Raw genomic sequence first — 23140 nt, 5'->3', positions numbered from 1 at the left:
GTCAGCTCTCCAAACGAAGGGCGAGGACCTGAATGCGGGCCAGGGCGTGGACGCGCGTACCGTCACTGACCAGTTCGGTGCTTCCGCCGCCCAATCCCAGACCCCTGAGCTCCACGCGGTGGCGGACGGCCCCGCCGACCGGGTCGTACACGGTGATGGCCTCCGCGTCCGGCACGTACAGCAGGTTCCCTGAGAGGAGCGGGCCGCTGTAGGAATGGTCAGCGGGCCGCTGCCAGAGGGGCCGTCTTTGGCGCGCGCTCAGGGCGTAGAGGGTGCCGCCACTGCTCCTGCCGGTGTGCCCGGCCCGGAAGTAGACCAGGTCGTCTCCCCCGGTGCGCGGCCCGGGAAGCAGGTGCGCGTAGCGGGGCCTGGCGTCGGTGGTGAAGGTCCAGCGCTCCCGGCCGTTGCGCACGTCGAAGGCGTGCAGGACGCCGTACTCGTCGCACACGTAGACGGTCGCCCCCGAGACCACGGGAACGCCCGCACGCAGCGTCCTCTCATCGACCGAGGGGGTGCCCCTGCCGGAAGAGCGTTTCGCTCTGGCCCGCCATCGGATCGCGCCCGTGGACACGTCCACGGCATGCAGGTCACCGGTCTCCTGGGAGAAGACATAGAAGGTGCCCGCGTCATGCGCCACGCCGACGCCGGTGAACGAGTGCCGCACGCCCAGGCGGCGCGACCAGCGTTGCCGCCCGGTGGCCGCGTCCACGGCATAGGCGAACGTCTCCGAGTTCGACGACACGCCCGCCATGACGGCGGTACCGAGGAGCAGCCCGGCCGCGTAGATCGGGGCTTCGGCCGTCGACACCCGCGGCTGCACGACCGTCGTCCAGCGCAGCCGCCCGCTGCCCACCTCATAGCCCTGGAGAGCGTGCCGCGACGCGATGCTCGACGCGTTCTCCTCATTGGCGCTGTCGTGGACGAGCCCCCCGCCGACCGTGACCGTCAGGGAGCGCGGACCGCCGGCGTTCCGCTCCCGGCGCCACAGCAGGCGTCCCGTGCGAAGGTCGAACGCGTGCAGGGCCGAACGCGTCCGCACCAGGGCGACGGCACCGGAGACCAGCACCCTCCGCAGCGTCCCCGGCGAGCCGTCGAGACGGACGGACCACAACCTGCGCCCCGTCGCGGTGTCCAGGCACGACAGGACGTCCCGCCGCTCTGATTCGCGCGCGGCGTACGGCCGCTCGACCAGCAGCAGGTGCCCTGCCACGGCCGGGCCGAAGAACTCGTCCTGGGCGTAACTCACGTTGGCCGTCCACAGCAGCGGCCCGCCCGCGGCGGGAAGGCGCGGGCCCCCGTCCCGTCCGCGGCCCCAGGGCCAGGCGGCGGCGCCACCGACGACCGCGGCCCCGCCCAGCCCCGCGATCGCGCGGCGCCGGCTCAGCCGCCCCGGCTCACGGGCGCTCATAGCCCGAACGCGCACAGCCGGGTCAGGTCGACGCACGCCAGCGCCCGGTCCCGCCACACCTGCACGCGGACCTCGGTCTGGCGGCCCACAGGATGGCTCCAGCGCACCCTCCCGTCCGCCGTCCCGACCGCGTAGAGACGGTCGTTGTCCGCACCGGCGAAGACCACGCCACCGGCGGCCGCGGGGGCGGCCCGCAGCGGCCCGTTGGTGTCGACGCGCCAGCGCGGCCGCCCGGTCGCCGCGTCCAGGGCGTGCAGGCGCCCGGCGTCGTCACCGGCGAGCACGAGACCGTCCGCGACCGTCACGCCGCTCGATATCCGGGCTCCGAGGTCGCGGCTCCACCGCACGGTCCCCCGGGCCGCGTCGAGCGCGTGCACGCGACCGGTGTCCGCGGTGTAGACGAGCCCGCCCCGCACCACCGGAGCGGCGGTCGCCCCGCCGAACCGCCACCGGACGGCCCGCGCCCTGGGATCGACCGCGAACACCCCGTGCGGCGCGACGTAGACGAGACCGCCCGCGACCACCGGATCGAGACCGCCCCGGACACGGACCGCCTCGATGCCGCCGCCCCCGCCGGGGGCGGCCAGCGGCAGCCGCCACCGGCGGCCGCCCGTCCGGCCGTCGTAGGCCGACAGGTGCCCGACCGTGTCGAACACGAAGACCTGCTCGCCCTCCGCGACGGGGGCGCCGGTGGAGTTGACGGTCGGCTCCCGCCAGCCGGGCTCGGGCGTCCCGTCGGTGGCGCGCAACGCCCACATCCGCCCGTCGCTGAACATCACCGTCCCCGCCTTCAGCACCGAGACGCCCGAAAGGACGGGCGAGCCCCGGTTGGCCGTCCACAGCAACCGGCCCCGCGCGCAGTCCAGCGCGTGGACTCCCAGAGTCGAACCGAGATAGACCACATCCCCTATAACGGTCGGCCGGGTGAACCAGTGCTCGTTTTCACTGTCGGGACTGCCGTACGTCCACAACGGCGCCCGGTCACCGGACGGCGGCCGCCGGGCCGTCCCCGCCGAGAGCGCGCTCTTCGTCGACGGCCCGAGGGCGGCCAGCACCCCACCGCCCACACCGAGCGTGAGCAGGGTCCGCCGGGACGGCCGCCTGACCGGCGCCGCATCCGGCGCCTTGCGCGGGCTCCCCGCGTCGGTGACGCTCGCCGCCACCTCGTCGGGCAGCCACCGCGTCCCCGCCGGATCGGGCGCCCCGGTGAACCGTTCCACGAGCTCGTCTGCCGTCGGCCGCCGCCCCGGCTCCCGCACCAGGCAATCCTCGACGATCCCGATGAGCCCCTGGTCGTCGACGGCCGCGCGCAGCCCGTCCAGCCGCGGATCCTCGGACTGCGTGCGGTAGAGCAGCGACGGCGCCGAGCCCACACCGAACGGCCCCTCGCCCGTCGCCGCGTACACCAGCACCGCCCCGAACGCGAACACGTCGCCCTCCCGGCCCGACCGCCGATCGCGGATCCGCTCGGGCGGGATGTAGCCGGGGGTCCCGAGCAGCGACCCGGGCACGGTGATCGTCTCGGCCCCGTCCGGACGGGCGATGCCGAAGTCCACCACGCGCGGGCCGTCCGGCGTCACCACCAGGTTCGACGGCTTGAGGTCCCGGTGCACGACCCCGGCCCGGTGGATCGACGCGAGCGCCCGCGCCAGCGCCGCCCCCAGCGCCCGCAGCGACTCCGCGGGCAACGGCCCGTGCACCTCCACCACCTGCCGCAACGTGAGACCGGGAAGGTAGGCGGTGGCCAGCCACGGCTCGTCCGCGTCCACGTCGTGGTCCACCACCGGCGCCACGTACGCCGGATCGATCCCGCGCACCGCGGTGATCTCCCGCGCGAACCGCTCCCGCCGGTCCTGCCGGTGGGCGAACCGCGCGTGCACGACCTTCACGGCGACGAGGTCACCCGACGGCGCGTGCCCCAGGAACACCCGCCCCGTGCCGCCCGCCCCCAGCCGCGCCACCAGCCGGTAGCCGCCGATCCGCGCCGGATCGTCAGCACGTAACGGCTCCATTCCACTCCTTCAGGAGGATCGACGGCGAAGGACGCCCGTGTAGCGTCTTCTCGAGGCGTGCAACGATCCACAAACGGACGAATGCCATGAGGTGACAGCGTGTCGAGCGTACTGGTGTACCTGCCTCCGGACTCGCGACGCGACCCCGTGCGCAAGGAGCTGGCGCCGGGCGAGACCCTCAGCTTCGGACGCGGCGCCCCCGGCCGCGTCGTCGACCTGCACCTGGACAATCCCACCGTCCCGCGCCTGGCCGGAGAGATCCTCGCCGTCGACGACCACTGGCGGCTCAGCAACTTCAGCCACGAACGCACCTACGTGGTGGAGAACCCCGAGGGCGCCGGCGAGTACCTGCGCATCCCGCCGCTCCGCGCCTCCTGCCCGGTGCCCTTCGAGTTCTCCCGCGTCGTCCTGTCCACCCAGGGCCCGACCGCCTCCTTCCAGGTGTACGCCTCCCAGCACGTCTACCTGGAGTCGTCCGACATCGAGGTCCACGAACCCGACGGCTCCACCACCATCTCGGCCTTCTCCCTGGACCAGGACGCGACCTACTTCCTCGTCCTCGTCGCCCTCTGCGAACCGCGCCTCCGGGACGAGTCGTCCACCGCCGTCCCCACCTCCCGCCAGGTCATGGAACGCCTCAGCACCCTCCCTGGCCGCAACCCCACCCTGCGCGCGGTCAATTTCCACATCGACTACCTGGCGGAACAGAAACTCCGCGTCAAGCAGCCCTTCGAGGAAGAACGCCGGGACGGCAAACGCGCCGCCGCGGTCGACACGGCCCTGCGCTTCGGCCTCGTCCGAGAAGAACACCTGGCCCTGCTCCCCGCCCGCCGCCCGCCCCGCCCCGCCGAATCCTGACGGTGGGTCCGCCCGCCGAAGTCCCTCACCCTCACGACCGTCCGGCCTGACCCGCCTCCCGCCACCACCAGTGAGCATCAGGGGCCGAGGAGCGCGCGCAGGTCGGTGCCGGCCTTGACGACGCGGACGTAGTGGCCCGTGAGGCGGCCGGCGAGCTGGGCGTTCAGGCCGCCTTCACCGATGCCGCCGGAGAGCTGGTGCTCCTCGACGGCGACGACCGCGTCGTCGCCGCGGATGAGGACCTCGGTGACCTGCACGGGGTTCATGGCGTTGGTCATGAACGTCACCGGGTCGCCGGAGTACTCGATGATCTCCAGGCGCTCCCGGCCGAAGGCCCGGTTCAGGAGCTTCTCGGCCCCTTTGAGGCGGCTGGCGCCGCGGCCGATGCAGGCGCCGCGGGCGTCGACGCCCTTGGTGGTGGGGGCGACGGCGACCTTGGTCTTGGTTCCGGCGACCCGTGCGACGGCCTTGGTGACGACCTTGCCCCTGAGGATCTCGTCGACGAAGCCCGCGAGGACGCGCTCGACCAGTTCGGGTGCCGTGGCCGACAGCATGAGCCGCTCGGTGCCCGTGGCGCCGGACACGCCGACGACCAGCGCGATGACGGTGTCGCCCGCGGCCAGTTCCGGGGCGGGGGCGCCCTCGGGCAGGTCGTAGGCGTCGGCGCGGGGCAGGAGCGCCTCCCGAGGGGGCAGGGTGCCGACGTCGTAGACGAGGCAGCGGAACCCGTCAGGGCCGCTCGACATGATGTGCGCCGTCACCGCCGTCCCCACGAGCGGGGATTCGAGGCCGAGGTCGCCCAGGATCGATCGCACAGGTCACGGGTCCTTTCGTTTGTCCGTCCCCTGATGTGTAGAGTCCGCGGGTTCGCCGATCCGCAACCCGGGTTCCGCCGCCGGGTTTGAGAATGTACGCTCACTTCGCCGTTCGCGGAACGCGTCCGGCCACCCACCCCGCCCCGGGCCCCTGGAACTCTCCAGGGGCGGCCGCGGACGGCCCTGTGTCATCTTCTCTCCAACCGGGGGCCGAAACATGGTTCGGCGCCTTTAAACGAGAGTTCCCAAACGTCACTTCTTTTGGCGCGTCGCCCCTCCGCCATTGCCGGCCCGCCAAAGGAAATGACCTCTCAAGGGCGAGGAGACGGATGAACACCGTGCAGCTGGACGGTCGCGGGCGACCCGCCGCCAAGGACTTCCGAGCCCGCAACGACGAGCTCTTCGCCCGCCGCGGGGAGCTTCAGGAGCGGCTCGCGGTGCTGCGCGCCAGGGCCGACGCCGATGAGCTGGACATGCTCTCCGAGCTGGCGCTGCGCCGGGCCGAGCGCGAGATGGAAGACCTCATCCACGACATCCTGAACGTGAATTTCGGCCTGGTCCGCAGATATGTCGCCATGTTCACCTCCAGGTCCAGCAAGCACGTCGAGGATTTCGAGAGCGCCGGCAAGGTGGGCCTGCTGTGGGCGATCTCGTCCTATGACCCCGCGCGCGGCCCGTTCGCCGGCTGGGCGTTCAAGCCGATCCAGCGCGAGGTGCTGCGCGCGGTGCGGGACGCCGACCACCCCAATCTGAATCCCGGTGACTTCGAGAAGCGCCCGGCGATCCTGGCCGCCGAGCGGGCGTTCCTGGAGGAGGCCGGGCCGGACGCCCCCGTGGACCACGCCGCCGTCGCCCGGCGCGCCGGGGTGACCGAGGCCCAGGTGCTGCGCGTCCTGGACGCGCCCCGGCTCGACAGCCTGCACACGCCCGCCCCCGGCCAGGGCGAGGACGACGCGCCGTGGGAGGAGCGGCTGCCCGATCCCTCCCCGGGTGTCGAGGACGAGGTGCTGCTGCGTTTCGACCTGCGCGCCATCACCGGCCACGGCCTGCCGAGCCTCGACCCCCGTGAACGGTTCGTCCTGACGCGCCGGTTCGGGCTCGACGGCGAGCCGGAGCAGTCGCTCCGCGTCATCGGCGAGCGGCTCGGGCTGTCCCGCGAGGGCGTGCGGCAGATCCAGCAGAAGGCGCTGGCCAAGCTCGCCGAGCCCCTCGTGGGCACGTCGGACGAATCGCGCGAGCTCGAAGGACGGGCCGGCTGAGCGAGGAGCGCGACCGGACTCCCGCTTCATCGGCGCGGGCCGCACGCCGCACCTCGCCGTTGTGGCCGACGTAGCCATGCGTGTCATCTCCCAGGTTCGGTGAGCTCTCCAGGGGGACAGTCCGGCGGCCGGCGCTGGCGGCAGCCGCCGTTGTCCGCACAGTCCGACGTGGAGGGTCCGGCCGTTCCCGTCGGCCGGTCGACGACCTGAGCTCTGAGGACACTGTCATGGGAACTGCGCCGAACCTCGTCGTGGCGGGGGAGCCGGGTGTCGCCCGGAAGTTGCGGGAGACGGGCCGGTTTCCCGCGGTGTTCGACGCCGCCTCGGCGGCGGAGCTCCGCGCCCTGTCCAGGAGCGGGAAGGTCAACCCCCCGGCCGCGTTCATGTTCGCGCCCGGGTTCGTCGAGGACGTGCCGGGCGCGGAGGTGGCGGTCCTGGCGAACGGGCTGGCCGGCAACGGGTTCACCGTGCTGGTGCACGGGTTCTTCGCCGAACGCGGCGACGTCCTCGACCCGAGGGTCCGGGTCACGGGGCACCGGCTGAGTCTGTCGGAACTGCTGGCGACGTTCGGCATCTCCGAATCCCCTGCGCCGGGGGCGAGTCCTGAGCCCGTCCCGGGAGGGCCGTGGGTCACACCGGCCCCCGCGCCCGTGGCGAGGCGGGGACGGGTCATCGCCGTCGCGTCCGCGAAGGGCGGCGTGGGCAAGACCAGTACGACCGTGAGCCTGGCGGTCCACGCGGCCGAGCACCTTCAGGAGGTCGGCCGGGCCGGGTCGGTGGTGCTCGTGGACACCAACTTCCAGCAGGCCGACGTCGGGCGCCACCTGAACGTGGCGTCCCCCACGGTGCTGGACCTGCTCCAGGACGGCGAAACGCTCACGGAGCGGACGGCACGCGACCGCCTCGCCCGCGTCCCCGAGATCGACCTGTACGCGCTGCTCGGGCCGCCCGACCCCGTCGACGCCGACCCCGCGCTGATCAACGCGGCGCTGTACCGGCGGCTCCTGCCCGCGCTGCGGGCGGCGTTCGACCTGGTGTTCGTCGACACACCGGTCGCCGAACTGCACCACACCACGTTCACCGAGCTGATCCTGCCCGAGGCCGACGCGATCCTGGTCCCCGTCGAACCCGACCGGGTGACGCTGGAGGGCGCCCGCTCCTGGCTGCGGGCCATCACGACGCCGCAGCACTCCCGGGGCGGCGGCGTCGATCCGCAGAAGCTGTCGCTGATCCTCAACCGGGCCCGCGCGGACGTGGACTGCGGCCCGGAGGACGTCATGGACCTGCTGCCCGGCTGGAGGTTCGCCGGGGTCGTCCCGGACGACCGGGAGCGGATGCAGGCGGTGAGCAACCGCCGGCTGGGCGGCCTGCACGCCGACCCGGAGTTGGAGGCGACCCTCTTCGACGTCCTGCGGGTCGTCACCGCGGACCCGGTGTTCGAGACGGCGACGCCGTCCGCGAACGCCCGGCACGGCCGGTGGCGGCGCCTGCTCACGGGCTCCGAGTAGCTCGATCTCTCAACGGCTCGACGGAAGGAACGGTGGAGATGGCGGCTCATCAGGCCCCCGTCACGGGGATGGACTTCTGGGCGGCCCTCGGTGTCGCCGCGGAGGGCGAGGACCAACCGGCCGATCAATCCGGCGCGCCCCAGCCCCCGCCGCAGGCGCAGGCCGAGGCCCTCGCACAGAGCCATGTGCAGGTGATACCTCGGGTGCAGGCTCCGCAGTCGGACGCGCCGGCGACCCCGCTTTCGGCGGACCAGGCGTGGCTCACCGCTGAGCGGATCGCGGACTCGCTCCGGCCGCAGATCCCGAAGATCTGGATGGACTTGCTCGCGAGCCGCACCGACGGCGACCGGGTGATGGCCGGCCGCGTCTACGACGTGCTCAGCGGCACCCACCTGCTGGGCGAGCTGTGGCGGGACGAGAGCGTCGACGAGGTGCACATCCAGGGCACCGAAGTGACCGTCTGCGGCACACACGGGATGTACCAGGTCCCGGGGTTCCCCAGCCTCGCCGCGGCCCGCCGCGCCATCGACACGATCAGGGCGTCCCGGGACCGGATAGGCGCCGTCGTCTCGCAGGTCGGCGGCTCGGTGGTGGTGAGCCGCCGCACCGGCACGCGGCTGGACACGGCCGCGCTGCTCACCGGCGGGATCACCACCGAGGAGCAGCTCGCGCAGATCAGGGAGGCCCTCGTCCGCACGCGGGCGGTGACCGTGTCGGGCCCGGCCGCGCGGATCGTCGTGCGCGCGCTCGCCACGCTGATCCCGGCGGGCAGCCGGGTCTACCTGGGGGCGTACGCGTCGCTGCCCGCCGGGTGCGTCACCGCCGCGCACCCGATGGAGGCCGACTACGTGGTCGGCGTGCGCCCGGGGGCGGTGGCGGAGGAGATGGCGGCGGCGGGCCAGGTGGGCGCCCTCATCGCCAATCCGGAGACGCGGATGCCGACGGCGCTGCGGTTCGCCGTCTCCGGGCAGTCCGCGGCCCTCGGGAAGCTGACCCCGCTGCCCTGACCGCGCGGCCGCGGCCGGGCGTCACCCCTGGCGCCCGGCGCCCTCGTCGTGGCCCTGCTCGCGCACCTCCAGGACCCGGGCGCGTCCCGCCGCCTCGGCCAGCGGCTCGATGAGGCGGGTCAACGGGGTGCGCCGCGCGGTTCCGGGCGGCTCGGCCAGTTCGGTGACCCGCCGCGCGGCACCGCCCGTCCCGCGCAGCTCGAACCCGCGGAGGGCGTCCGCCCAGAGCACGCCCTGCGGCGTGTCCAGCACCGGCACGGGCCGCTCCCCGGGGGCGACGGCGAGGTCACCCAGCTCCCAGCCGGTGCGGCGGGACGCGTCCGCGAACGCGATGACCTGGTCCAGGTCGCGCCGCAGCCGGGCCAGCCCGGCGCCGTCGTAGGAGACCGGCGGAAGGCCCAGCGCGACCGCGGCGCGGCAGCCGAGCCGCCCGGCGATCTCGGCCACCCGTTCCAGGACGCTGCGATGGACCAGTCCCGCGTCCCGCCCGTCCACGGTCAGCCGCACCATGGCGGCGCGGCCCTGCGCTCGTCCCATCGAATCCCCTCACCCCTCAGACGGCGCGCAGGTCGACCACGCGATCGGAGTCCAGGATGAAGGTCGCGGCCTCGTCCGGGGTCACTCCCAGCACGTCGACGGCCAGCCGCAGCGGGCCGATCTTCTCGGCGTCGCAGCGGTGGCACCGGGTCCGGTTGTCCCCGTACATCTTCATGGACGGGTGCTCGTCCCGGCGGCCGTGGGGCCCGGGGCGCGGGCAGTGCCACAGGCCGTCGTCCGCGCCGGCGCCGGACCCGAGCCGCCGCAGGACGACCCGGACGTCCACCCGGTCGGCCTCGGCGAGCCGGGCGTTGTGCGGCGAGACCGGAATCGGCGGGACGATCTCGGCGCCGCGGCGCGCGATGCGCTGCTCCTGGCGGTGCCGTGCCGCCGCCTGCCGGAGCCGCTCCAGGTCGATTCCCTGGTGCGGGGCGTTCTTGACGAGCGGGACGGGCTCGGTCCCGGTGGACAGGAACGGGAACCGGTCGTCGGCGCGCCGCCGCAGCGCCGCGACGAGCAGGAACATGACGAGCGCGTCCCTGGCCGAGTCCGGCGGGACCAGGCGCAGCCGCGCCGCGTACCGGATCACGGTGGCGGCCTCCGGGCTGAGCGGGTCCGGCCCGCCGGAGCCGAGGTGCACGGTGGGGATCCCGTCCGCGGCCGGCCCGCCGACCTGGGCCCACAGGAGGAACTCCGGCGGCGGGCCGGCGTCGGGGAAGGCGGCGCCGTCGTGGTCGAGCCGGGAGAACTCCAGGACGGCACCGTCGGCGTAGGCGTCGACGCGGCGGCCGGAGAACCCGCACAGCGCCGCGTACGCGACCAGTCCGGCGGGCCCGTCCGGCGCGAGGAAGATCGCCCGGGAGCGGAAGTCGGCCGCGGTCAGGCCGCTGGCGCGCAGGGCGGCGAGGGTGGAGGCGATCACGTCGTCGCCCGCGGCCGGTTCCAGCACGACCGTCTTGACGCCCTCGGGCGCCGGCGGCGAGCCGGTGGTGCGGATGGCGAGCAGGTAGTCGGTCAGCTTGTGCATCGGTGTCCCCCGGGTCGGGCCGCGCCTCATGTCACGCATGACCGTCCCCGCCGGGAGGCGACCCGCACGTGCCGGTCCCGCGGTTGCCGATCGGGCCCGCCGCGCAACGGTAACGGACCAGAGGCAGCGGCGTAGGAGAGGTGCACGTGACTTCCACCATGCGGGTCGAGGAGCAGGTCAAGGAAGAGTTCTACCTCCGGCGCGCGTTCGACGACGACACCCCGGTGTTCGTGGACGCGACCAGGCACGTCCGGCAGGGGCTTCCCTACCCGCTCAGCGCCAAGAAGGCCCTCAAGGCCACGTGCGCCGTGTGGACCGACAACGAGGTGGTCGCGTTCAGCCTGCGCCACTACACCGCCAAGCAGGCCGAGCGGGAGGTCGAGCACGTCGAGTCGAGCATCGGCGTCCGGACGGTCACCAGCCGGAACGTGCTGCGGCCGCGGATGCCGCGCCGAACCCTGCGCGACCTCAACGAGACCGCACGCGCGCTGGCGGCCGTGATCGGCGACGACGTGATCGTCGAACTGGACGGCGAGCTGTACGTGCTGGCGCTGACCCGCCGGGGCAATGTCGGGGAGCTGAGGCTGACGGGCCGCCTCGCCAGGACCGAGGGTGGATACGTCAGGTCCGGGGTCGCCGACGGCGACGGCGAGTTCGAGCTCCCCGTCCAGGGGCTGCGCCTGCGCGTGTTCCTGCGTTCCCCGGTCCGGGAGCGGGTCATCGCCTACGCGTTCGGCGGCTACCTCACCCGCAGGCCCGGCGAGGTCGAGACGGTGACCCGCGCGACCGCGCTGACCCTGAACAGCCTGCTCGGGCTGGCGACGTTCCGGATGCTGTCCGGGCTCGGCCAGGTCGAGGTCCCGCCCCGGGCAAGCGGCACCGCGACCCGGCGGCGCCGGCAGGCGGACCGCGTCGAGTTCGCGGTCCCGGTGCAGCTGTTCACCGGCAACGGGCCCCCAGCGGTGATCGGCTCGTCCCTCGGCGCCGACGCGGTCCGCGACATCGCCTACGACATCATGCTGGGCGATCTGGGGCATGTCTCGGTCGCCGGCCTGCGCGCCGCCACCCACCACCTCCCGGGCCTGGCCGCCACGCCGAGCCAGGCCGAGGTGCGGCCGCGGCAGCCCGCGCCTCTGCTCCGTGACTCGCCGGCCGCCGAGGGACGAACACGGGGGATTCGTTGATCTCCGCGTTGGACTTCCCGGGGTACGGGGCAGGCATGAACTCGATGGAGGCTCGCCGCTACCTGGCGATCTACCTTAATGATCATCTCGCCGGGGCCGCGGGCGGCGTGGCCCGGGCGCACGCCCTCGCCCGCGCGCACCGCGGCCGCCCCGACGAGGGACGGCTGCGGCGGCTGGCCGGCGAGATCGCCGCCGACCGGGGCGCGCTGCTGGCCGTCATGATGTCGCTCGGCCTGCCGATCCGCCGCTACAAGAGCTTGGCGGTGGCGGCGGCCGAGAAGGCGGGGCGCCTGAAACTCAACGGCCGCTTGAAGAACCGTTCACCACTGAGCGACCTGGAGGAACTCGAAGTCCTGCGCCTGGGCGTCGAGGCCAAGGCCGCCGGATGGCGCACCCTGCTCGCCCTGGCCGACCGCGAACCCGGCCTGAGGACACCCGAACTGCAAAGACTCCTCGCACGCGCCCAGGCCCAGATCGCCGCGCTGGACGAACTCCACAAGGAGGCCATCGACCCGATCTTCAGCAGGCGGATGACCACCCGGACCCCGACCATCGTCAGATGATCAGGGCTTGCAGTGAAGGACCGAGGACGGCAGCGGCAGCCGATGACCGGACTCGCCGGCGACGCGCAGCACCCGTGCGGGCGCCGCGTCCTGCTCGCAGCCCTCACTCCGGCTCGACCGGTCGGCGACCATGCCGGCGGTCACGAGCGCGACCACGACACCTGCGGCGATGGCCTTGCGCATATTTCGGACTCTACCGAGGTGTTCCCCAACGCCGGATAGGTCGAGGTAAGCATGGCGTGCGTACCTGTCACGCCAGGTAATGCCGGTGTCAGGCGGCGCTGGGCTCCAGCCTGAGCGTGGCCGACCGCGCCGCCGGCGCCACCATGGGATCGACGTACTGGCTCGGATAACGGCCGTACTTGGTCCGGTACGCGTCGTCGATCCGGTCGTTGCGCGCGGAGTCGGTCTCCTCGACGAACGTGACGTCCTTGGTCACGCCCCCGGCGGCGATCCGCCCCCGATGACTGCCCTGGGCCGTCCGGTACCAGACCCCCGCGTCCCCCCGGTACGACCGGACGTAGAGCTCGTCCCCGTCGCGGACCACCCAGATCGGCGTGGCCCCCCGAAGCGATCCGTCCTCCCGCCGCGGCGAGACCTCCAGCTCGTCCGCCCCCGCGATCTTGCTGAGCTCCTCACCACTCCAGTTGGCCGTCATACATCCCCCCTAGAACGCTATGCGCAGGTCATGCCCCCCACCCCCACCCCCCGAACCCCCGGCGTGAGGCATGACCAGGGCGTCAGCCGTCGTTCTTTTCAGCGGCGGACTTTGTAGGGCAGGCCGCACTGACGTCCGGTCCCCTCAGTCAGCGCTCGTGTCGTCCGGCCGGACGAACACGCCCCGTCCACGAACGCCGATCACTTCACCGGACTCACGAAGGATGGCCATGGCATCGGTGACAGTTCGGGCGGATATGTCAAATTCCTCGCCCAGCTCGCGAGCGGTGGGCAGCTTGGAACCCCGTGGATAGGTCCCGCTTCCGATTCGCTCGCGAATCACCGCGACTAGCTGATCCCGCAACGGTGCGATGCCGTCCAAGCCGACCATGACGCTACGTTACGCCCCGTTCCCGCTTCATCACGTGCCGTCGGGGGTTTCGTTCAGTGAGGTCCCGCTCAAGTCCGCGACGTAGGTCGCTTTCCCGACCACCGCTATGGTCAGGCCGCGCTCGCGCAAGAGCCGTAGAGCCGCTTCCGCGGTCCGCATGCCGACACCCGCGTCTGTCGCTATCTCGCGGGCGGACGGGACGCGTTGCCCGGGGCGCAGCCTGCCCGCGTGGATCTCTGCCGCGATGGTGTCGGCGATGATCAGGTACGCGGCGCGCGGCTGGTCGAGATCGAATTCCACCCGTCCATGGTGGGTCACACCGTGCAATGTAGGATTACCCGGTGTTACCCGGTGTAGCTCGGGTATCGTGCTGGTACGACAAGGACGGCCCCGAGCGGCGGTGACGCGCCGTTCGGGGCCTACGGAACACGACTACTAGGAAGTCGAGCCCCGATGGACAACTAGGTTAGGGCCACCGCGTCGCGACGGTGGGAGCCGCTGGAGTACGACAAGGACGACGAGTTCTGGACGGCGCGACTCCACTACCGCCTCCCCGACCGTGAACAAGCGGCGGGCCTGGAGACGGCCGTTTTCGGCCCGACGGAAGATGCATGCGTTCGAGAAACCGTGCGGCAGGACCGCTTGTGGGCGGAGTTCCCGCTGCGAACCGGGGACAACGAGAGGGCGCGCGACCGCCTGCGCTATCTCGCGGGGGGGTGCGGCGTGACCGTGCTCGTTGCGGTGATGCTCGTCGTTGGCGCGGCCATGCTGGCCCGGGTCCGCGACGGCGTACGCGGCCGCGCGGCAGCCCCGGTACATCGGGAGGCATCACGCGATGTGGTGACGCCAGGCCCCCGCTCGATGCCGGATAGGGCGGCAGTGGATCGGCAGCGGGCCGGAAGTGCGTTTCTCCAGGCTGGACATGGATTCGACCGAAGATGAGAGGCGCGAGAAACCATGTCCAGCAGTGCATCCCGATCCCCTGTCAGCGTTGTCGGCCTCGGCCGGATGGGGGGCGCCATCGTGGCGGCGCTCATCAAGGCGGGGCACCCTACGACCGTGTGGAACCGGACTCCGGGTAAGGCCGTGGCCGACGGGGCCGTTGTCGCCGGGTCGGCGGCGGAGGCCGTAGCCGCCGGTCCAATGGTCATCGTGACGCTGGCCGACTATGGGGCGGTTCGTAGTGTTCTCGAACCGCTCGCCGGTGAACTGGCGGGGCGGACGGTCGTCAACCTCACCACGGGAACGCCCGAGGAGGCTCGGGCGCTGGCGGCGTGGGCGGCGGAGCAGGGCGCCGGTTACCTCGACGGCGCGATGATGGCGCTGCCCGAGACGGTCGCGACGCCCGAAGCGTTCTTCCTCTACAGCGGGTCCAGGGAGGTGTTCGACGCCGGGCGCGCGCTGCTGGAGACCCTGGCGGCGGCGCACTACCTGGGCGAGGACGCCGGGGCCGCGGAGGTGTACGACCTCGGCCTGCTCGGCTCGGGCTACGCGGCGCTGGCCGGTTTCCTGCACGCGCTGGCGCTGGTGGACGCGGCGGGCGTGCGGCCGGAGGAGTTCGTCCCGCTGGTGGGCCGGTGGCTGCACGGGATGATCGCTTACATCCCGGAACTGGCCCGCGAGATCGGGTCCGGCGACTACACCGAGCCCTCCTCCCCGGTGGGGATGAACCGGGCCGGGGTCGGCGCGCTGGTGCGGGTGAGCCTCGACGCGGGGATCGATCCCGGGGTGCACGTCCCGCTGTGGAACCTGCTCGGGCAGCGGACGGCCGACGGGCATGGCGACGACAGCTTCGCCAGTGTCTTCGAGGTGTTGCGCCGCGAGAGAAGCTAATCGAGGCCGGGATGGACGGCCGGAGCCCTCTCCTGTTGGACGTCGCGTTTTCGGATGCGGCAGTGGACGCCCTTCACCAGGTCGACGACCTGCGTGACGGAGAAGTCGCCCGCAGCACTGAGGTAGAGGTACGCCTCGTTCTCCGTCATGCCGGTGCGGCGGGAGAGGAAGCGGACGGCGTTCCAGGCGCAGCGGCGCATCGCCTCGTCCAGGTCCTCGTGCAGGCCGAGGACGACCCAGTGGTCGGCGGTCTCGGCGAACGGCCCGGCGGCGTGGTCGAGCGGGCCGGGCGGCTTGATGACGGAGACCCGCAGGGTGACGCGCAGCGAACCTTCCAGGGCGGTCAGTGCGATCTCGCCGTTGCCCTGGGCGAAGTGCGGGTCGCCCAGGAAGAACCCGGCTCCGGGGATCTGCACGGGCAGGTACAGGGACGAGCCCGCGACCAGTTCGCGCAGGTCGATGTTGCCCCCGAACGGGCCCGGCGGGATCGTGCTCAACGGGCCGCCTGGCTCGGCCGGGGTCACCCCGCACAGCCCCAGGAAGGGCCGCAGTTCGATGGACGCGCGCCCGCCGCGATGCTCGAACGTCGCGTACGCGCCGTTCAGGGAGCAGAAGCGGCTGAACACGGGGGAATCGGGCAGCCGGTCGGGCAGGCAGCCCCGCCCGTGCCTGCTGGAGATGACCCCGTACGGCACGCGCGGGCGCAGGTCAAGGAAGTCGACCCGCAGCCAGTCGCCCGGTTCGGCGCCCAGTACCCGCACCGGGCCGAGTACGACGTGCGGCCCGGCCTGGGCAGGTCGTTCCCTGCGCAGGTCGGAGGCGGCGAGGGCGACGGCCTCGTCCAGGACGGCCTCGCGCGGGACGCCGAATCCGGCGAAGTAGGCGGCCGGGTCGCGTCCCTGGTCCTCCATCAGGCCCTCCTGGGAGACAGTGTCGAACGTGACCACCTCCCCGGAGCCGACCGTGAGCACCGGCGCCGCCCCCGGGCCGGGCAGCGTCCCCCAGGAGACGGTGTCCGGCGAGCACGCCAGGTAGCGGCCCGCGATTCCCTCGCCCGCCCGCAGGATCCCGCTCACGATCGCGCGGCCGTGGCCAGGTGCTCGCGCCAGCCGCCCTCCGCGGTGATCTCGTGCACGCCCTCGCCGCCGAGGACGCCGTCCCGGCACACCATGCTCAGCGAGCCCCGGCCGTCCTCCAGCCGGATCACCGACAGCTCCAGTTCCGCGGGCTCGCGCGGCAGGAGGCGCTCCCGCAGATCGGCGTAGCCGACCTCGTACAGCTCGCCCGGCACCGGACGGCCCGCGCCGCGCCCCGCGGGCACCAGGCCGGGGAAGACGTCGCCGAACGAGAAGAACCGGTAGTCCGGCGCGGTGCGGACCGGGCCGAGGAACCGGGCCCCGGCGAGGGCGTCGCCGAGCTCGCCTCCGCTCATCGCCTGGCCGTTGACGAACATCAGGACGGTGTCGGGCACTGCGCATCTCCTCGGGTCGGGGGTCGGTCGGACGGGGTGGAGGGACACGTCATTCCAGCGTGGTGTTGCCGAAGCCGCGCAGCGCGTGGACGGCCGCCGCGGTCGTCGCCCGCTCGGCGTCCCCGCTGGACAGGTCGTCGAGCAGCGCCCGGTGCTGCGACACCGGCTCGTGCCCCGGCTGCTGGACGTAGTCGTCGGTGGGGTACAGGAACGCCTGCCGCTCCAGGAACGACGAGGTGATCTGGGAGAACGCGGCCCGGTTGATGGCCATGTGCAGGTCGAGATGGGCCATCGCGAACTGGGAGCTGCCGATGCCGTGCTCGTTCAGGGCCGCGGCGAGGGGGTCGAGGAGCGCGTACAGGGCGTCCCAGTCGACCTCGCCGGTCTTGGCGGCCAGCATCTTGGCCGCGACCTGGTCGAAGGCCACGCGGAGCTGGTGCAGCTCGGCGCGGGCCTGCGCGTCCACCTCGACCACCACCAGCTGGCCGCGCCGGATCCGCAGCACCAGCCCGTCGCTGGTCAGCCGTTGCAGCCCCTCCCGCACGGGGGTGCGGCTGACGCCCAGTTCGTCGGCGATCTGCTCCTCCACCAGCCGCATCCCTCCGGTGTAGGCGCCGGTGGTGATCTGCTGGCGGAGGTAGCGGTAGACGCGCTCGCGGACGCTGAGCGACTCGGTGTCCGCCGTCCCGCCCATGAGGGTCACCTCGTCCCCTCGGCCGTCAGCAGGGCGGCGCGGCACGCGTTGGTGACGCGCTGCATGAACGTGCCGGACATGACGTTCATCCCCGCTTGCAATGCCCTTGTTTGGAGAGACGAGACGCGGTTGTTCAGGTCGAAGTACGCGTTGCCGGGCGCGGCCAGGGCGTTGAACGGGAACGCGAACTCGCGGCCCTCGGACTCGGGTGTCTCGCCCCACGTCGTGGCGTTCACGATCAGGGACGGCGGGGCGTCGCGGCAGGCGTCCTCCAGGTCGCCCGGGGCCACCGCGTCGGCGCCGAACCGGTCCGCCCAGGCGGCCAGCGCCGCCGCGTTCCGCGCGCTGCCCGCCAGCCGGGCGTCCGGCCACGCGCGCCGGACGGCGAGGGCGACCGACCCGGACGAGCCCCCCGAGCCCAGGACCAGCACGGCGGCGGGCGCGCGGCCGCCCATGAGCGTCTCCATCGCCGCCTGCGCCGACCAGCAGTTGGTGTTGACGCCGACGAGGCGCCCGCCGTCCCGGACGACGGTGTCGACGACGCCGGTCGCCGCGGCCGAGCCGGTCAGCACGCCCGTGCCGGCGGCCAGCAGCGCCGCGGCGTCCTTCTTCCACGGGCTCAGCACCAGCGCCAGATCCCAGCCCGCGTCGGCGAGCAGGGCCCGCGGGTCGTCGAACGGCACCGCGCGGGCGGGTGTGACGCCCGCGGCGGCGAGGGCGTCCAGCAGCAGGCGGCCTTTCAGCGCGCCCGGCGCGGTCGTCCCGACGCCCGCGATCACCGCGGCCTTCGCTCCCGCTCCCGCTCCCGCCTCGGCCTGGCAGCGCCGCACCGCGGCCCGCAGCGTCCACGCCCCGTCTCCCGACCCGCTGAGCACGCTCACGGGTGTCTCCTGAATGGTCACCGTTCTCCCCTCGTACGGCCGGGACGCACCTGCCGCCCCGCCGGATTCCCGATCACCTCGCCCTTCTCATACACCGGCACGCCCCGCAGGTAGGTCGCGACGACCGAACCCTTCAGCTCCCGGCCCTCGTACGGCGTGATGTTGTGCTTGGAGTGCATCGAGGCTCCGTTCACCACCGTCCCGGCGGACGGGTCGACCAGCACCAGGTCTGCGTCGAAGCCGGGCGCGACCGCTCCCTTGCCCGCCATCGACCACCGCCGGGCGGGCGCGTACGAGCAGAGCCGCACGATGTCCTCCACCGTCATCCGGCCCTCCGCCGTCTCGGTCAGCAGCAGGGGCAGCATCGTCTCCAACCCGATGAAGCCGCCGTACGCCTTCCACACGTCCGGTTCGGCCTGCTCGGCGGCGGTGTGCGGGGCGTGGTCGGTCGCGATGACGTCGACGTCGCCGCGGCCGATGCCGTCCCAGAGCGCGGCGACGTCGGCGGCCGGGCGGATCGGCGGGTTGAGCTTCACCAGGTTGCCGTGCACGTCGTACGCCGAGTCGTCGAAGGTGAGGTGGGCGACCAGCGCCTCCACGCTGACCCGGTGCCCCTGGGCGCGCAGGTCCCGGACCCTGGACAGCCCGGCCGCCGTGGACAGGTGGTGGATGTGCAGCTTCGTGCCCGCCTCGGTGGCCAGCGTGATGATCCGGGTGAGGGCCTCCACCTCCACGAAGGCGGGGCGGCTCTCCAGGTGGGCGCGGGGGTCGGTACGGCCCTCCGCCCGCAGCCGGTCGATGAACATGCGCAGCAGGTGGTCGTTCTCCGCGTGCACGCCCACGACCAGCCCTGCCTCGGCCGCGGCCTCCAGCCCTCGGAAGATGGCGGCGTCGTCCGGGCAGCGGTTGTCTCCGGTGGTCTGGCCCATGAAGAGCTTGAACCCCATGGCGCCGAGCCCGGCCATCGCGGTCATCTCCTCGGCGTTGTCCTGGCCGAGCATCCCGTACAGGCCGAAGTCGACGTGCGCCTTGGGCGCGACCAGGTCCAGCTTCTCCTGGAAGCGCTCCGCCGTGGAAACGGGCGGATAGGTGTTGGGCATGTCCACGACGGTGGTGACGCCGCCGGCCGCCGCGGCCGCCGTCCCGCTGGCGAAGTCCTCCTTCTCGGTCATGCCGGGTTCGCGCAGGTGCACGTGGACGTCCACGAGACCGGGCAGGACGAGCAGCCCGGAGGCGTCGACGGTGGCGGCGGCGCCGTCCCAGGCGAGGCCCTCGCCGACGGCGACGATCCGGCCGTCGCGGACCGCCACGTCCTGGCGGCGGCGGCCGTCGTGCGCGACGACCGTCCCTCCGGTGACGACCAGGTCGGGGGTGGGATGGTGGGGCATGGGAAACCCTTCGCTCGGTGGTGGGTCGGACGGTGGTCGGGGCTAGGCGTCCAAGGCGAGGTCGGGGTTCTCCTTGTAGACCTCGCGGACGGGCCCCAGGTCGAACATCCGGCCGGCGGTCAGCTTCAGCCCGCCCGCGTTGACGGCCTTCACGTTGTTCTCGGCCTCGGCGTCGGAAACGGCGATGATCTGCTGCCCCTTCTTCCCGTCGCGGATCAGGTCGTTGCCCTGCTTGCACGCGGCGAGGGTGGTCGTGGGGTTGAGCGTCAGGTCCTTGCCGTACTCGTTCACGGTGACGTCGGTGGCCCGCTGCGGGTCGGCCAGGACGTCCCGCCAGCCCCGGATCTCGGCCTTGAGGAACGCCTTCACCTTGTCCCGGTTCTTGTCCAGGTTCTCCTGGGTGGTGAGGTAGGTCTGCCCGACCAGCGGGAACCCGACGTCGGCGAGCAGCATCGTGGCGATCTCGAAGCCCTTGGCGCGCAGCTCGATCACCTGGTTGTTGATGTAGCCCATGTAGCCGTCGATCTCGCCCTTGGTCATGCCGATGGGGTCGCCCTGCACGGGCACCGTCCTGATCCGCGAGGTGTCCAGCCGCAGCGCCGCCAGGAAGTTGCGCCAGATGGCCTCGCTGGACGACGCGCAGCCGATGGTCTTGCCGTACAGGTCCTCGGGACGGCGGATGGGCTTGTCGCCCATCGACATCACGCAGCCCGCGTACCGGTGGTACACCGCGCCGATGATCTTCAGCGGGGCGCCCTGGTCGATGGCCTTGGCGACGGTCGGCACCTGCGACACCCCCGCGAAGGTGCGGGTGAGCACGTCCGACTCGATGGGCGGCGCGGTCGGCCCGCCCGCGACCAGCTCGGCGCGGGCGAAGCCCTCCTGCTTGTAGTAGCCGTTCTTGTCGGCCAGGAAGCTCCCGGCGAACTGGGTGTTCTTCAGCCAGGCCAGGCGCTGCGAGGCGACGCCGAACCCGGCGGCGCCGGACGCGTCCCCGCCCGTCCCGCCCGAGACGCATCCGGACAGGACGCCGGGCGCCGCCACGGCGAGACCGCCGAGCAGGGACCCGCGGACGAGGAATCGGCGCCGGTCGAGGTCGTGTGCGGTCATCGGTCACGCTCCCAGGGGTCTTCGTGGATCATCGGGACGCGCCCATCCGCGCGCGGACCAGCGCTTCGAGGAGGGCGAGGAACTGGTAGACCGCCACGCACACGGTGGTCAGCACCACCACCGAGGCCCAGAGGCGGGCGAACTCGAACTCGTTGGCGTCGCGCATCATCTGCCCGCCCAGGCCCGCCCCGGAGGCCAGCCACTCGGCCAGCAGCGCCCCGACGATGGAGGTGGTGACGGTGATGCGCGCCGCGGTGAACCAGGTCGGCACCGCGTGCGGCAGCGCCACCTTGACGAACGCCGTCCAGCGGGAGCCGCCGAACGCCCGGCACACCTCCAGGTCGGCGCGGGGCGCGGAGCGGATGCCGCGCAGCATGGTCAGCAGCGCGGGGACGAACACGATCGCGATGCCGATGACGGCCGTCCCGGCGGCGCCGCGCCCGAACACCAGCGCCAGCGTCGGCGCGACGGTGACCATCGGGACGGCGCGGAACGCGGTGACCGTGGGCAGGAACGCCTGCTCGGCGGCAGGCGAGAAGTAGAACAGCACGGACATGGCCGCGGCCGGGATCAGCCCGAGCGCGAACCCGAGGCCCGCGTCGGCGAGCGTGCGGACGAGCAGCGGCCACAGCGCGGACCGGTTGGCCGCCGCGTCCGGGCCCGCGACCAGGTGGTCCCACACGTCCAGGGGCGTCTTGGCGACCAGCGGGCTGACGTTGACGAGGCGCAGGAACACCGTCCAGACCACGACGATGGCCAGCACCGTCGCGAGGGTGGTGAGCGCGCCGCGCGCCGCCCCGGCCAGCAGGACGCCGGGCAGCGCCGCGGTCCTTTCGCGTGCGCCCGCACGAGGAGTCTCGGTGGCGGTCATGCGGCACCGCCCTCGTCCGAGCCGCCGCCCGCCCACGGGACGGCCACCCGCTCGACCGCGCCCACGGCGAGGAAGGCCACGCCCGCGATCAGGCTCGACACCAGCGTGACGCCCCAGGTCCGGACCACGTCGCTGGCCTGCTGCGCGGCCACCAGCGCCGAGCCCAGCCCGCGCTCCTGGCCCATGAACTCCCCGATGACCGCGCCCAGCATCGCCGCCGGAACGGCGATCTTGAGGGCGGTGAGGATGTCGGGCAGCGCGGCCAGCAGCCGCACCTTGCGCAGTTCCAGGAACCGGCCGCCGCCGTAGGCGCGGACGATGTCGCGGCAGCCCGGGTCGGCGCGGCGCAACCCGCCCACGGCGCTGACCAGCGTGGTGAAGAACACCGAGACCGCGGCCATGATCGCCGAGGTCATCGGGCCGTTGAAGCAGGCCGCCAGGATCGGCGCGATCGCGATCAGCGGGACGCAGGCGGAGGCGATGCCGACCTGCAGCACCAGCCGTTCCAGCCACGGCACCACCAGCACCAGCGACGCGCAGGCGATGGCGATCAGGTTGCCCCAGACGTAGCCCGCGGCCGCCGTCGCCAGCGTCACCGGGACGTGGCTGCCGTAGAACGCGGTCCCGTCGTCCAGGACGCCCGCGACGATCTGCGCGGGCGGCGCGATCGCGGGGCCCAGGACACCGGTCATGCCGAGCAGCTGCCAGGCCAGCAGGACGGCGCCCGTCCCGCCCGCGCGCAGGAGCAGGGTGCGGCTCACCGCGCCACCCCCTGCCGCTCCCGTTCGATCGTTCCAGGCGCCGGTTCCCCGGCGGCCTCGTCACGGTCGCGGGCGGAGCCGAACAGGATCGCCGAGAGCCGGTCCACGTACGCGTGGAACTCGGCCGAGCGCATCAGCTCCGGCGTGCGCGGCCGGGGCAGGTCGATCGGGACGACCTCCTCCACCCGTCCCGGCCGGGCGCTCATCACCACGACCGTGTCGGACAGGAAGACCGCCTCGGCGATGCCGTGCGTGACCATGAGGGTGGTGGCCGGGCGCTCGGTCCAGATGCGCAGCAGTTCGGTGTTGAGGTGCCGGCGGGTCATGTCGTCGAGCGCGCCGAACGGCTCGTCCAGCAGCAGGATCCGCGGTTCGACGACGAGCGCGCGGGCGATCGCGACGCGCTGCCGCATGCCGCCCGAGAGCTGGCCGGGGCGGGCGTCCTCGAAGCCGTTCAGGCCGACCAGGTCGATGAGGTCCTGGATCGGCCCGGTCTCGCCGCCGCGCCCGGCGATCTCCAGCGGCAGCCGGATGTTGGTGCGGACCGACCGCCACGGCAGCAGGGCGCTGTCCTGGAAGGCGATCCCCAGGTGGTGGTGCCTGCGCATGCCGGCGGGGGTCTCGCCGTGCACGAGCGCGGAGCCGGAGGTCTGCGTCTCCAGCCCGGCGAGGATGCGCAGGATGGTGCTCTTGCCGCATCCGGACGGGCCCAGCAGGGAGACGAACTCCCCTTCCCGGGAGTGGATGTCCACCCCGGCCAGGGCGTTCACCTCCCGGCGCCCGACGCGGAAGTCCTTGGTGAGGCCGTCGATCCGGATCCCCGTCGCCGCCTCTGCGCCCATGCGCGCTCCCTCCTGGGCCGCCCAACTTTTGGATCCAAGCTTGGATCCAAAGCCGGGGCCGGG

Annotated in this window: 25 protein-coding genes; 7 read left to right on the top strand and 18 right to left on the bottom strand. The window is 73.0% G+C overall.

Features of this window, described 5'->3' with window-relative positions; genetic code table 11:
* Position 1 precedes the first annotated feature (1 nt).
* Both ACFPZN_RS19125 and ACFPZN_RS19120 read right to left on the bottom strand, forming a co-directional pair.
* Complete coding sequence (locus ACFPZN_RS19125; RefSeq protein ID WP_378283362.1) at positions 2 to 1408, bottom strand: outer membrane protein assembly factor BamB family protein; 1407 nt, start codon at positions 1406 to 1408, stop codon at positions 2 to 4.
* Positions 1405 to 3420 carry an outer membrane protein assembly factor BamB family protein gene (locus tag ACFPZN_RS19120; protein ID WP_378283361.1) on the bottom strand — a complete coding sequence of 672 codons (2016 nt, stop codon included), beginning with the start codon at positions 3418 to 3420 and terminating at the stop codon, positions 1405 to 1407. Before ACFPZN_RS19120 ends, ACFPZN_RS19125 begins: the two co-directional genes overlap by 4 nt.
* Before the next feature lie 99 nt (positions 3421 to 3519).
* On the opposite strand from ACFPZN_RS19120, the gene ACFPZN_RS19115 reads away from it, so the two are divergent.
* Positions 3520 to 4278 (top strand): hypothetical protein, encoded by a 759-nt coding sequence (locus ACFPZN_RS19115; RefSeq protein ID WP_378283360.1) that lies wholly within the window; start codon positions 3520 to 3522, stop codon positions 4276 to 4278.
* 77 nt (positions 4279 to 4355) lie between these two features.
* Here ACFPZN_RS19115 and ACFPZN_RS19110 read toward each other — a convergent pair whose 3' ends face one another.
* Positions 4356 to 5093: a hypothetical protein gene (locus ACFPZN_RS19110; RefSeq protein WP_378283359.1), complete on the bottom strand. Its 738-nt coding sequence runs from the start codon at positions 5091 to 5093 to the stop codon at positions 4356 to 4358.
* Between the two features lie 329 nt (positions 5094 to 5422).
* On the opposite strand from ACFPZN_RS19110, the gene ACFPZN_RS19105 reads away from it, so the two are divergent.
* The 3 genes from ACFPZN_RS19105 (at position 5423) to ACFPZN_RS19095 (ending at position 8867) form a co-directional block, all read left to right on the top strand.
* A complete protein-coding gene (locus ACFPZN_RS19105; RefSeq protein ID WP_378283358.1) occupies positions 5423 to 6352 on the top strand; it encodes a sigma-70 family RNA polymerase sigma factor in 930 nt (309 codons plus the stop codon).
* Positions 6353 to 6579: 227 nt separating this feature from the next.
* Positions 6580 to 7860 (top strand): AAA family ATPase, encoded by a 1281-nt coding sequence (locus tag ACFPZN_RS19100; protein ID WP_378283357.1) that lies wholly within the window; start codon positions 6580 to 6582, stop codon positions 7858 to 7860.
* Positions 7861 to 7898: 38 nt separating this feature from the next.
* A complete protein-coding gene (locus ACFPZN_RS19095) occupies positions 7899 to 8867 on the top strand; it encodes a hypothetical protein (protein ID WP_378283356.1) in 969 nt (322 codons plus the stop codon).
* Between the two features lie 21 nt (positions 8868 to 8888).
* Here ACFPZN_RS19095 and ACFPZN_RS19090 read toward each other — a convergent pair whose 3' ends face one another.
* Both ACFPZN_RS19090 and ACFPZN_RS19085 read right to left on the bottom strand, forming a co-directional pair.
* Positions 8889 to 9404 (bottom strand): hypothetical protein, encoded by a 516-nt coding sequence (locus ACFPZN_RS19090; protein WP_378283355.1) that lies wholly within the window; start codon positions 9402 to 9404, stop codon positions 8889 to 8891.
* A 16-nt stretch (positions 9405 to 9420) separates the two neighbouring features.
* Positions 9421 to 10431 carry a hypothetical protein gene (locus ACFPZN_RS19085; protein ID WP_378283354.1) on the bottom strand — a complete coding sequence of 337 codons (1011 nt, stop codon included), beginning with the start codon at positions 10429 to 10431 and terminating at the stop codon, positions 9421 to 9423.
* 146 nt (positions 10432 to 10577) lie between these two features.
* Here ACFPZN_RS19085 and ACFPZN_RS19080 point away from each other — a divergent pair, with 146 nt between their 5' ends.
* Positions 10578 to 11615 (top strand): hypothetical protein, encoded by a 1038-nt coding sequence (locus tag ACFPZN_RS19080; protein WP_378283353.1) that lies wholly within the window; start codon positions 10578 to 10580, stop codon positions 11613 to 11615.
* A 35-nt stretch (positions 11616 to 11650) separates the two neighbouring features.
* The gene (locus tag ACFPZN_RS19075) at positions 11651 to 12178 is read left to right on the top strand and encodes a hypothetical protein (protein WP_378283352.1); all 528 of its coding nucleotides are present in this window, start codon (positions 11651 to 11653) and stop codon (positions 12176 to 12178) included.
* On the opposite strand, the gene ACFPZN_RS19070 is transcribed toward ACFPZN_RS19075, so the two are convergent.
* The 4 genes from ACFPZN_RS19070 to ACFPZN_RS19055 form a co-directional block, all read right to left on the bottom strand.
* Entirely contained in the window at positions 12179 to 12361 is a 183-nt protein-coding gene (locus ACFPZN_RS19070) for a hypothetical protein (RefSeq protein ID WP_378283351.1), read from the bottom strand.
* Between the two features lie 88 nt (positions 12362 to 12449).
* Positions 12450 to 12836, bottom strand: coding sequence for a DUF2255 family protein (locus ACFPZN_RS19065; RefSeq protein WP_378283350.1), 387 nt, complete (start codon positions 12834 to 12836; stop codon positions 12450 to 12452).
* Between the two features lie 144 nt (positions 12837 to 12980).
* Positions 12981 to 13226 (bottom strand): winged helix-turn-helix domain-containing protein, encoded by a 246-nt coding sequence (locus ACFPZN_RS19060; protein ID WP_378283349.1) that lies wholly within the window; start codon positions 13224 to 13226, stop codon positions 12981 to 12983.
* A 30-nt stretch (positions 13227 to 13256) separates the two neighbouring features.
* A complete protein-coding gene (locus tag ACFPZN_RS19055) occupies positions 13257 to 13526 on the bottom strand; it encodes a GntR family transcriptional regulator (protein ID WP_378283348.1) in 270 nt (89 codons plus the stop codon).
* Between the two features lie 657 nt (positions 13527 to 14183).
* On the opposite strand from ACFPZN_RS19055, the gene ACFPZN_RS19050 reads away from it, so the two are divergent.
* Positions 14184 to 15059 (top strand): NAD(P)-dependent oxidoreductase, encoded by an 876-nt coding sequence (locus ACFPZN_RS19050; protein ID WP_378283347.1) that lies wholly within the window; start codon positions 14184 to 14186, stop codon positions 15057 to 15059.
* On the opposite strand, the gene ACFPZN_RS19045 is transcribed toward ACFPZN_RS19050, so the two are convergent.
* From ACFPZN_RS19045 to ACFPZN_RS19005, 9 genes are read right to left on the bottom strand one after another with little or no spacing between them, the layout of a single operon-like run.
* On the bottom strand, positions 15056 to 16135 hold the full coding sequence (locus ACFPZN_RS19045; RefSeq protein WP_378283346.1) for an acetamidase/formamidase family protein: 1080 nt from the start codon (positions 16133 to 16135) through the stop codon (positions 15056 to 15058). The two genes, ACFPZN_RS19050 and ACFPZN_RS19045, sit on opposite strands and share 4 nt — an antisense overlap.
* On the bottom strand, positions 16132 to 16530 hold the full coding sequence (locus ACFPZN_RS19040; protein ID WP_378283345.1) for an allophanate hydrolase-related protein: 399 nt from the start codon (positions 16528 to 16530) through the stop codon (positions 16132 to 16134). The genes ACFPZN_RS19045 and ACFPZN_RS19040 overlap by 4 nt, the downstream gene beginning before the upstream one ends.
* Positions 16531 to 16579: 49 nt before the next feature.
* Complete coding sequence (locus ACFPZN_RS19035; RefSeq protein WP_378283344.1) at positions 16580 to 17224, bottom strand: GntR family transcriptional regulator; 645 nt, start codon at positions 17222 to 17224, stop codon at positions 16580 to 16582.
* A gap of 5 nt (positions 17225 to 17229) precedes the next feature.
* Positions 17230 to 18105, bottom strand: a complete 876-nt coding sequence (locus ACFPZN_RS19030) for a hypothetical protein (protein WP_378283343.1) — start codon at positions 18103 to 18105, stop codon at positions 17230 to 17232.
* Positions 18106 to 18122: 17 nt separating this feature from the next.
* The gene (allB, locus tag ACFPZN_RS19025) at positions 18123 to 19493 is read right to left on the bottom strand and encodes an allantoinase AllB (protein WP_378283342.1); all 1371 of its coding nucleotides are present in this window, start codon (positions 19491 to 19493) and stop codon (positions 18123 to 18125) included.
* 42 nt (positions 19494 to 19535) lie between these two features.
* Complete coding sequence (locus tag ACFPZN_RS19020; protein WP_378283341.1) at positions 19536 to 20603, bottom strand: ABC transporter substrate-binding protein; 1068 nt, start codon at positions 20601 to 20603, stop codon at positions 19536 to 19538.
* Positions 20604 to 20631: 28 nt separating this feature from the next.
* The gene (locus ACFPZN_RS19015; RefSeq protein ID WP_378283340.1) at positions 20632 to 21474 is read right to left on the bottom strand and encodes an ABC transporter permease; all 843 of its coding nucleotides are present in this window, start codon (positions 21472 to 21474) and stop codon (positions 20632 to 20634) included.
* Positions 21471 to 22235, bottom strand: a complete 765-nt coding sequence (locus ACFPZN_RS19010; protein ID WP_378283339.1) for an ABC transporter permease — start codon at positions 22233 to 22235, stop codon at positions 21471 to 21473. The genes ACFPZN_RS19015 and ACFPZN_RS19010 overlap by 4 nt, the downstream gene beginning before the upstream one ends.
* Positions 22232 to 23077: an ABC transporter ATP-binding protein gene (locus tag ACFPZN_RS19005; RefSeq protein ID WP_378283338.1), complete on the bottom strand. Its 846-nt coding sequence runs from the start codon at positions 23075 to 23077 to the stop codon at positions 22232 to 22234. Before ACFPZN_RS19005 ends, ACFPZN_RS19010 begins: the two co-directional genes overlap by 4 nt.
* Positions 23078 to 23140 lie beyond the last annotated feature (63 nt).

It is taken from the genome of Actinomadura rugatobispora (genome assembly GCF_042656285.1).
In the GTDB taxonomy this organism is placed as follows: domain Bacteria; phylum Actinomycetota; class Actinomycetes; order Streptosporangiales; family Streptosporangiaceae; genus Spirillospora; species Spirillospora rugatobispora.
The sequence above is the reverse complement of the archived record's forward strand: the minus strand, read 5'-3'. Positions and strand labels throughout refer to the sequence as shown.

Excerpts from the sequence above, each read along its gene's own strand:
- ACFPZN_RS19075 (WP_378283352.1), top strand. The coding sequence starts at position 11,651 with ATGAACTCGATGGAGGCTCGCCGCTACCTGGCGATCTACCTTAATGAT.
- ACFPZN_RS19125 (WP_378283362.1), bottom strand. The coding sequence starts at position 1,408 with ATGAGCGCCCGTGAGCCGGGGCGGCTGAGCCGGCGCCGCGCGATCGCG.
- ACFPZN_RS19020 (WP_378283341.1), bottom strand. The coding sequence starts at position 20,603 with ATGACCGCACACGACCTCGACCGGCGCCGATTCCTCGTCCGCGGGTCC.
- ACFPZN_RS19090 (WP_378283355.1), bottom strand. The coding sequence starts at position 9,404 with ATGGGACGAGCGCAGGGCCGCGCCGCCATGGTGCGGCTGACCGTGGAC.
- ACFPZN_RS19035 (WP_378283344.1), bottom strand. The coding sequence starts at position 17,224 with ATGGGCGGGACGGCGGACACCGAGTCGCTCAGCGTCCGCGAGCGCGTC.
- ACFPZN_RS19095 (WP_378283356.1), top strand. The coding sequence starts at position 7,899 with ATGGCGGCTCATCAGGCCCCCGTCACGGGGATGGACTTCTGGGCGGCC.
- ACFPZN_RS19085 (WP_378283354.1), bottom strand. The coding sequence starts at position 10,431 with ATGCACAAGCTGACCGACTACCTGCTCGCCATCCGCACCACCGGCTCG.
- ACFPZN_RS19015 (WP_378283340.1), bottom strand. The coding sequence starts at position 21,474 with ATGACCGCCACCGAGACTCCTCGTGCGGGCGCACGCGAAAGGACCGCG.
- allB (WP_378283342.1), bottom strand. The coding sequence starts at position 19,493 with ATGCCCCACCATCCCACCCCCGACCTGGTCGTCACCGGAGGGACGGTC.
- ACFPZN_RS19120 (WP_378283361.1), bottom strand. The coding sequence starts at position 3,420 with ATGGAGCCGTTACGTGCTGACGATCCGGCGCGGATCGGCGGCTACCGG.
- ACFPZN_RS19105 (WP_378283358.1), top strand. The coding sequence starts at position 5,423 with ATGAACACCGTGCAGCTGGACGGTCGCGGGCGACCCGCCGCCAAGGAC.
- ACFPZN_RS19065 (WP_378283350.1), bottom strand. The coding sequence starts at position 12,836 with ATGACGGCCAACTGGAGTGGTGAGGAGCTCAGCAAGATCGCGGGGGCG.
- ACFPZN_RS19070 (WP_378283351.1), bottom strand. The coding sequence starts at position 12,361 with ATGCGCAAGGCCATCGCCGCAGGTGTCGTGGTCGCGCTCGTGACCGCC.
- ACFPZN_RS19060 (WP_378283349.1), bottom strand. The coding sequence starts at position 13,226 with ATGGTCGGCTTGGACGGCATCGCACCGTTGCGGGATCAGCTAGTCGCG.
- ACFPZN_RS19100 (WP_378283357.1), top strand. The coding sequence starts at position 6,580 with ATGGGAACTGCGCCGAACCTCGTCGTGGCGGGGGAGCCGGGTGTCGCC.
- ACFPZN_RS19005 (WP_378283338.1), bottom strand. The coding sequence starts at position 23,077 with ATGGGCGCAGAGGCGGCGACGGGGATCCGGATCGACGGCCTCACCAAG.
- ACFPZN_RS19050 (WP_378283347.1), top strand. The coding sequence starts at position 14,184 with ATGTCCAGCAGTGCATCCCGATCCCCTGTCAGCGTTGTCGGCCTCGGC.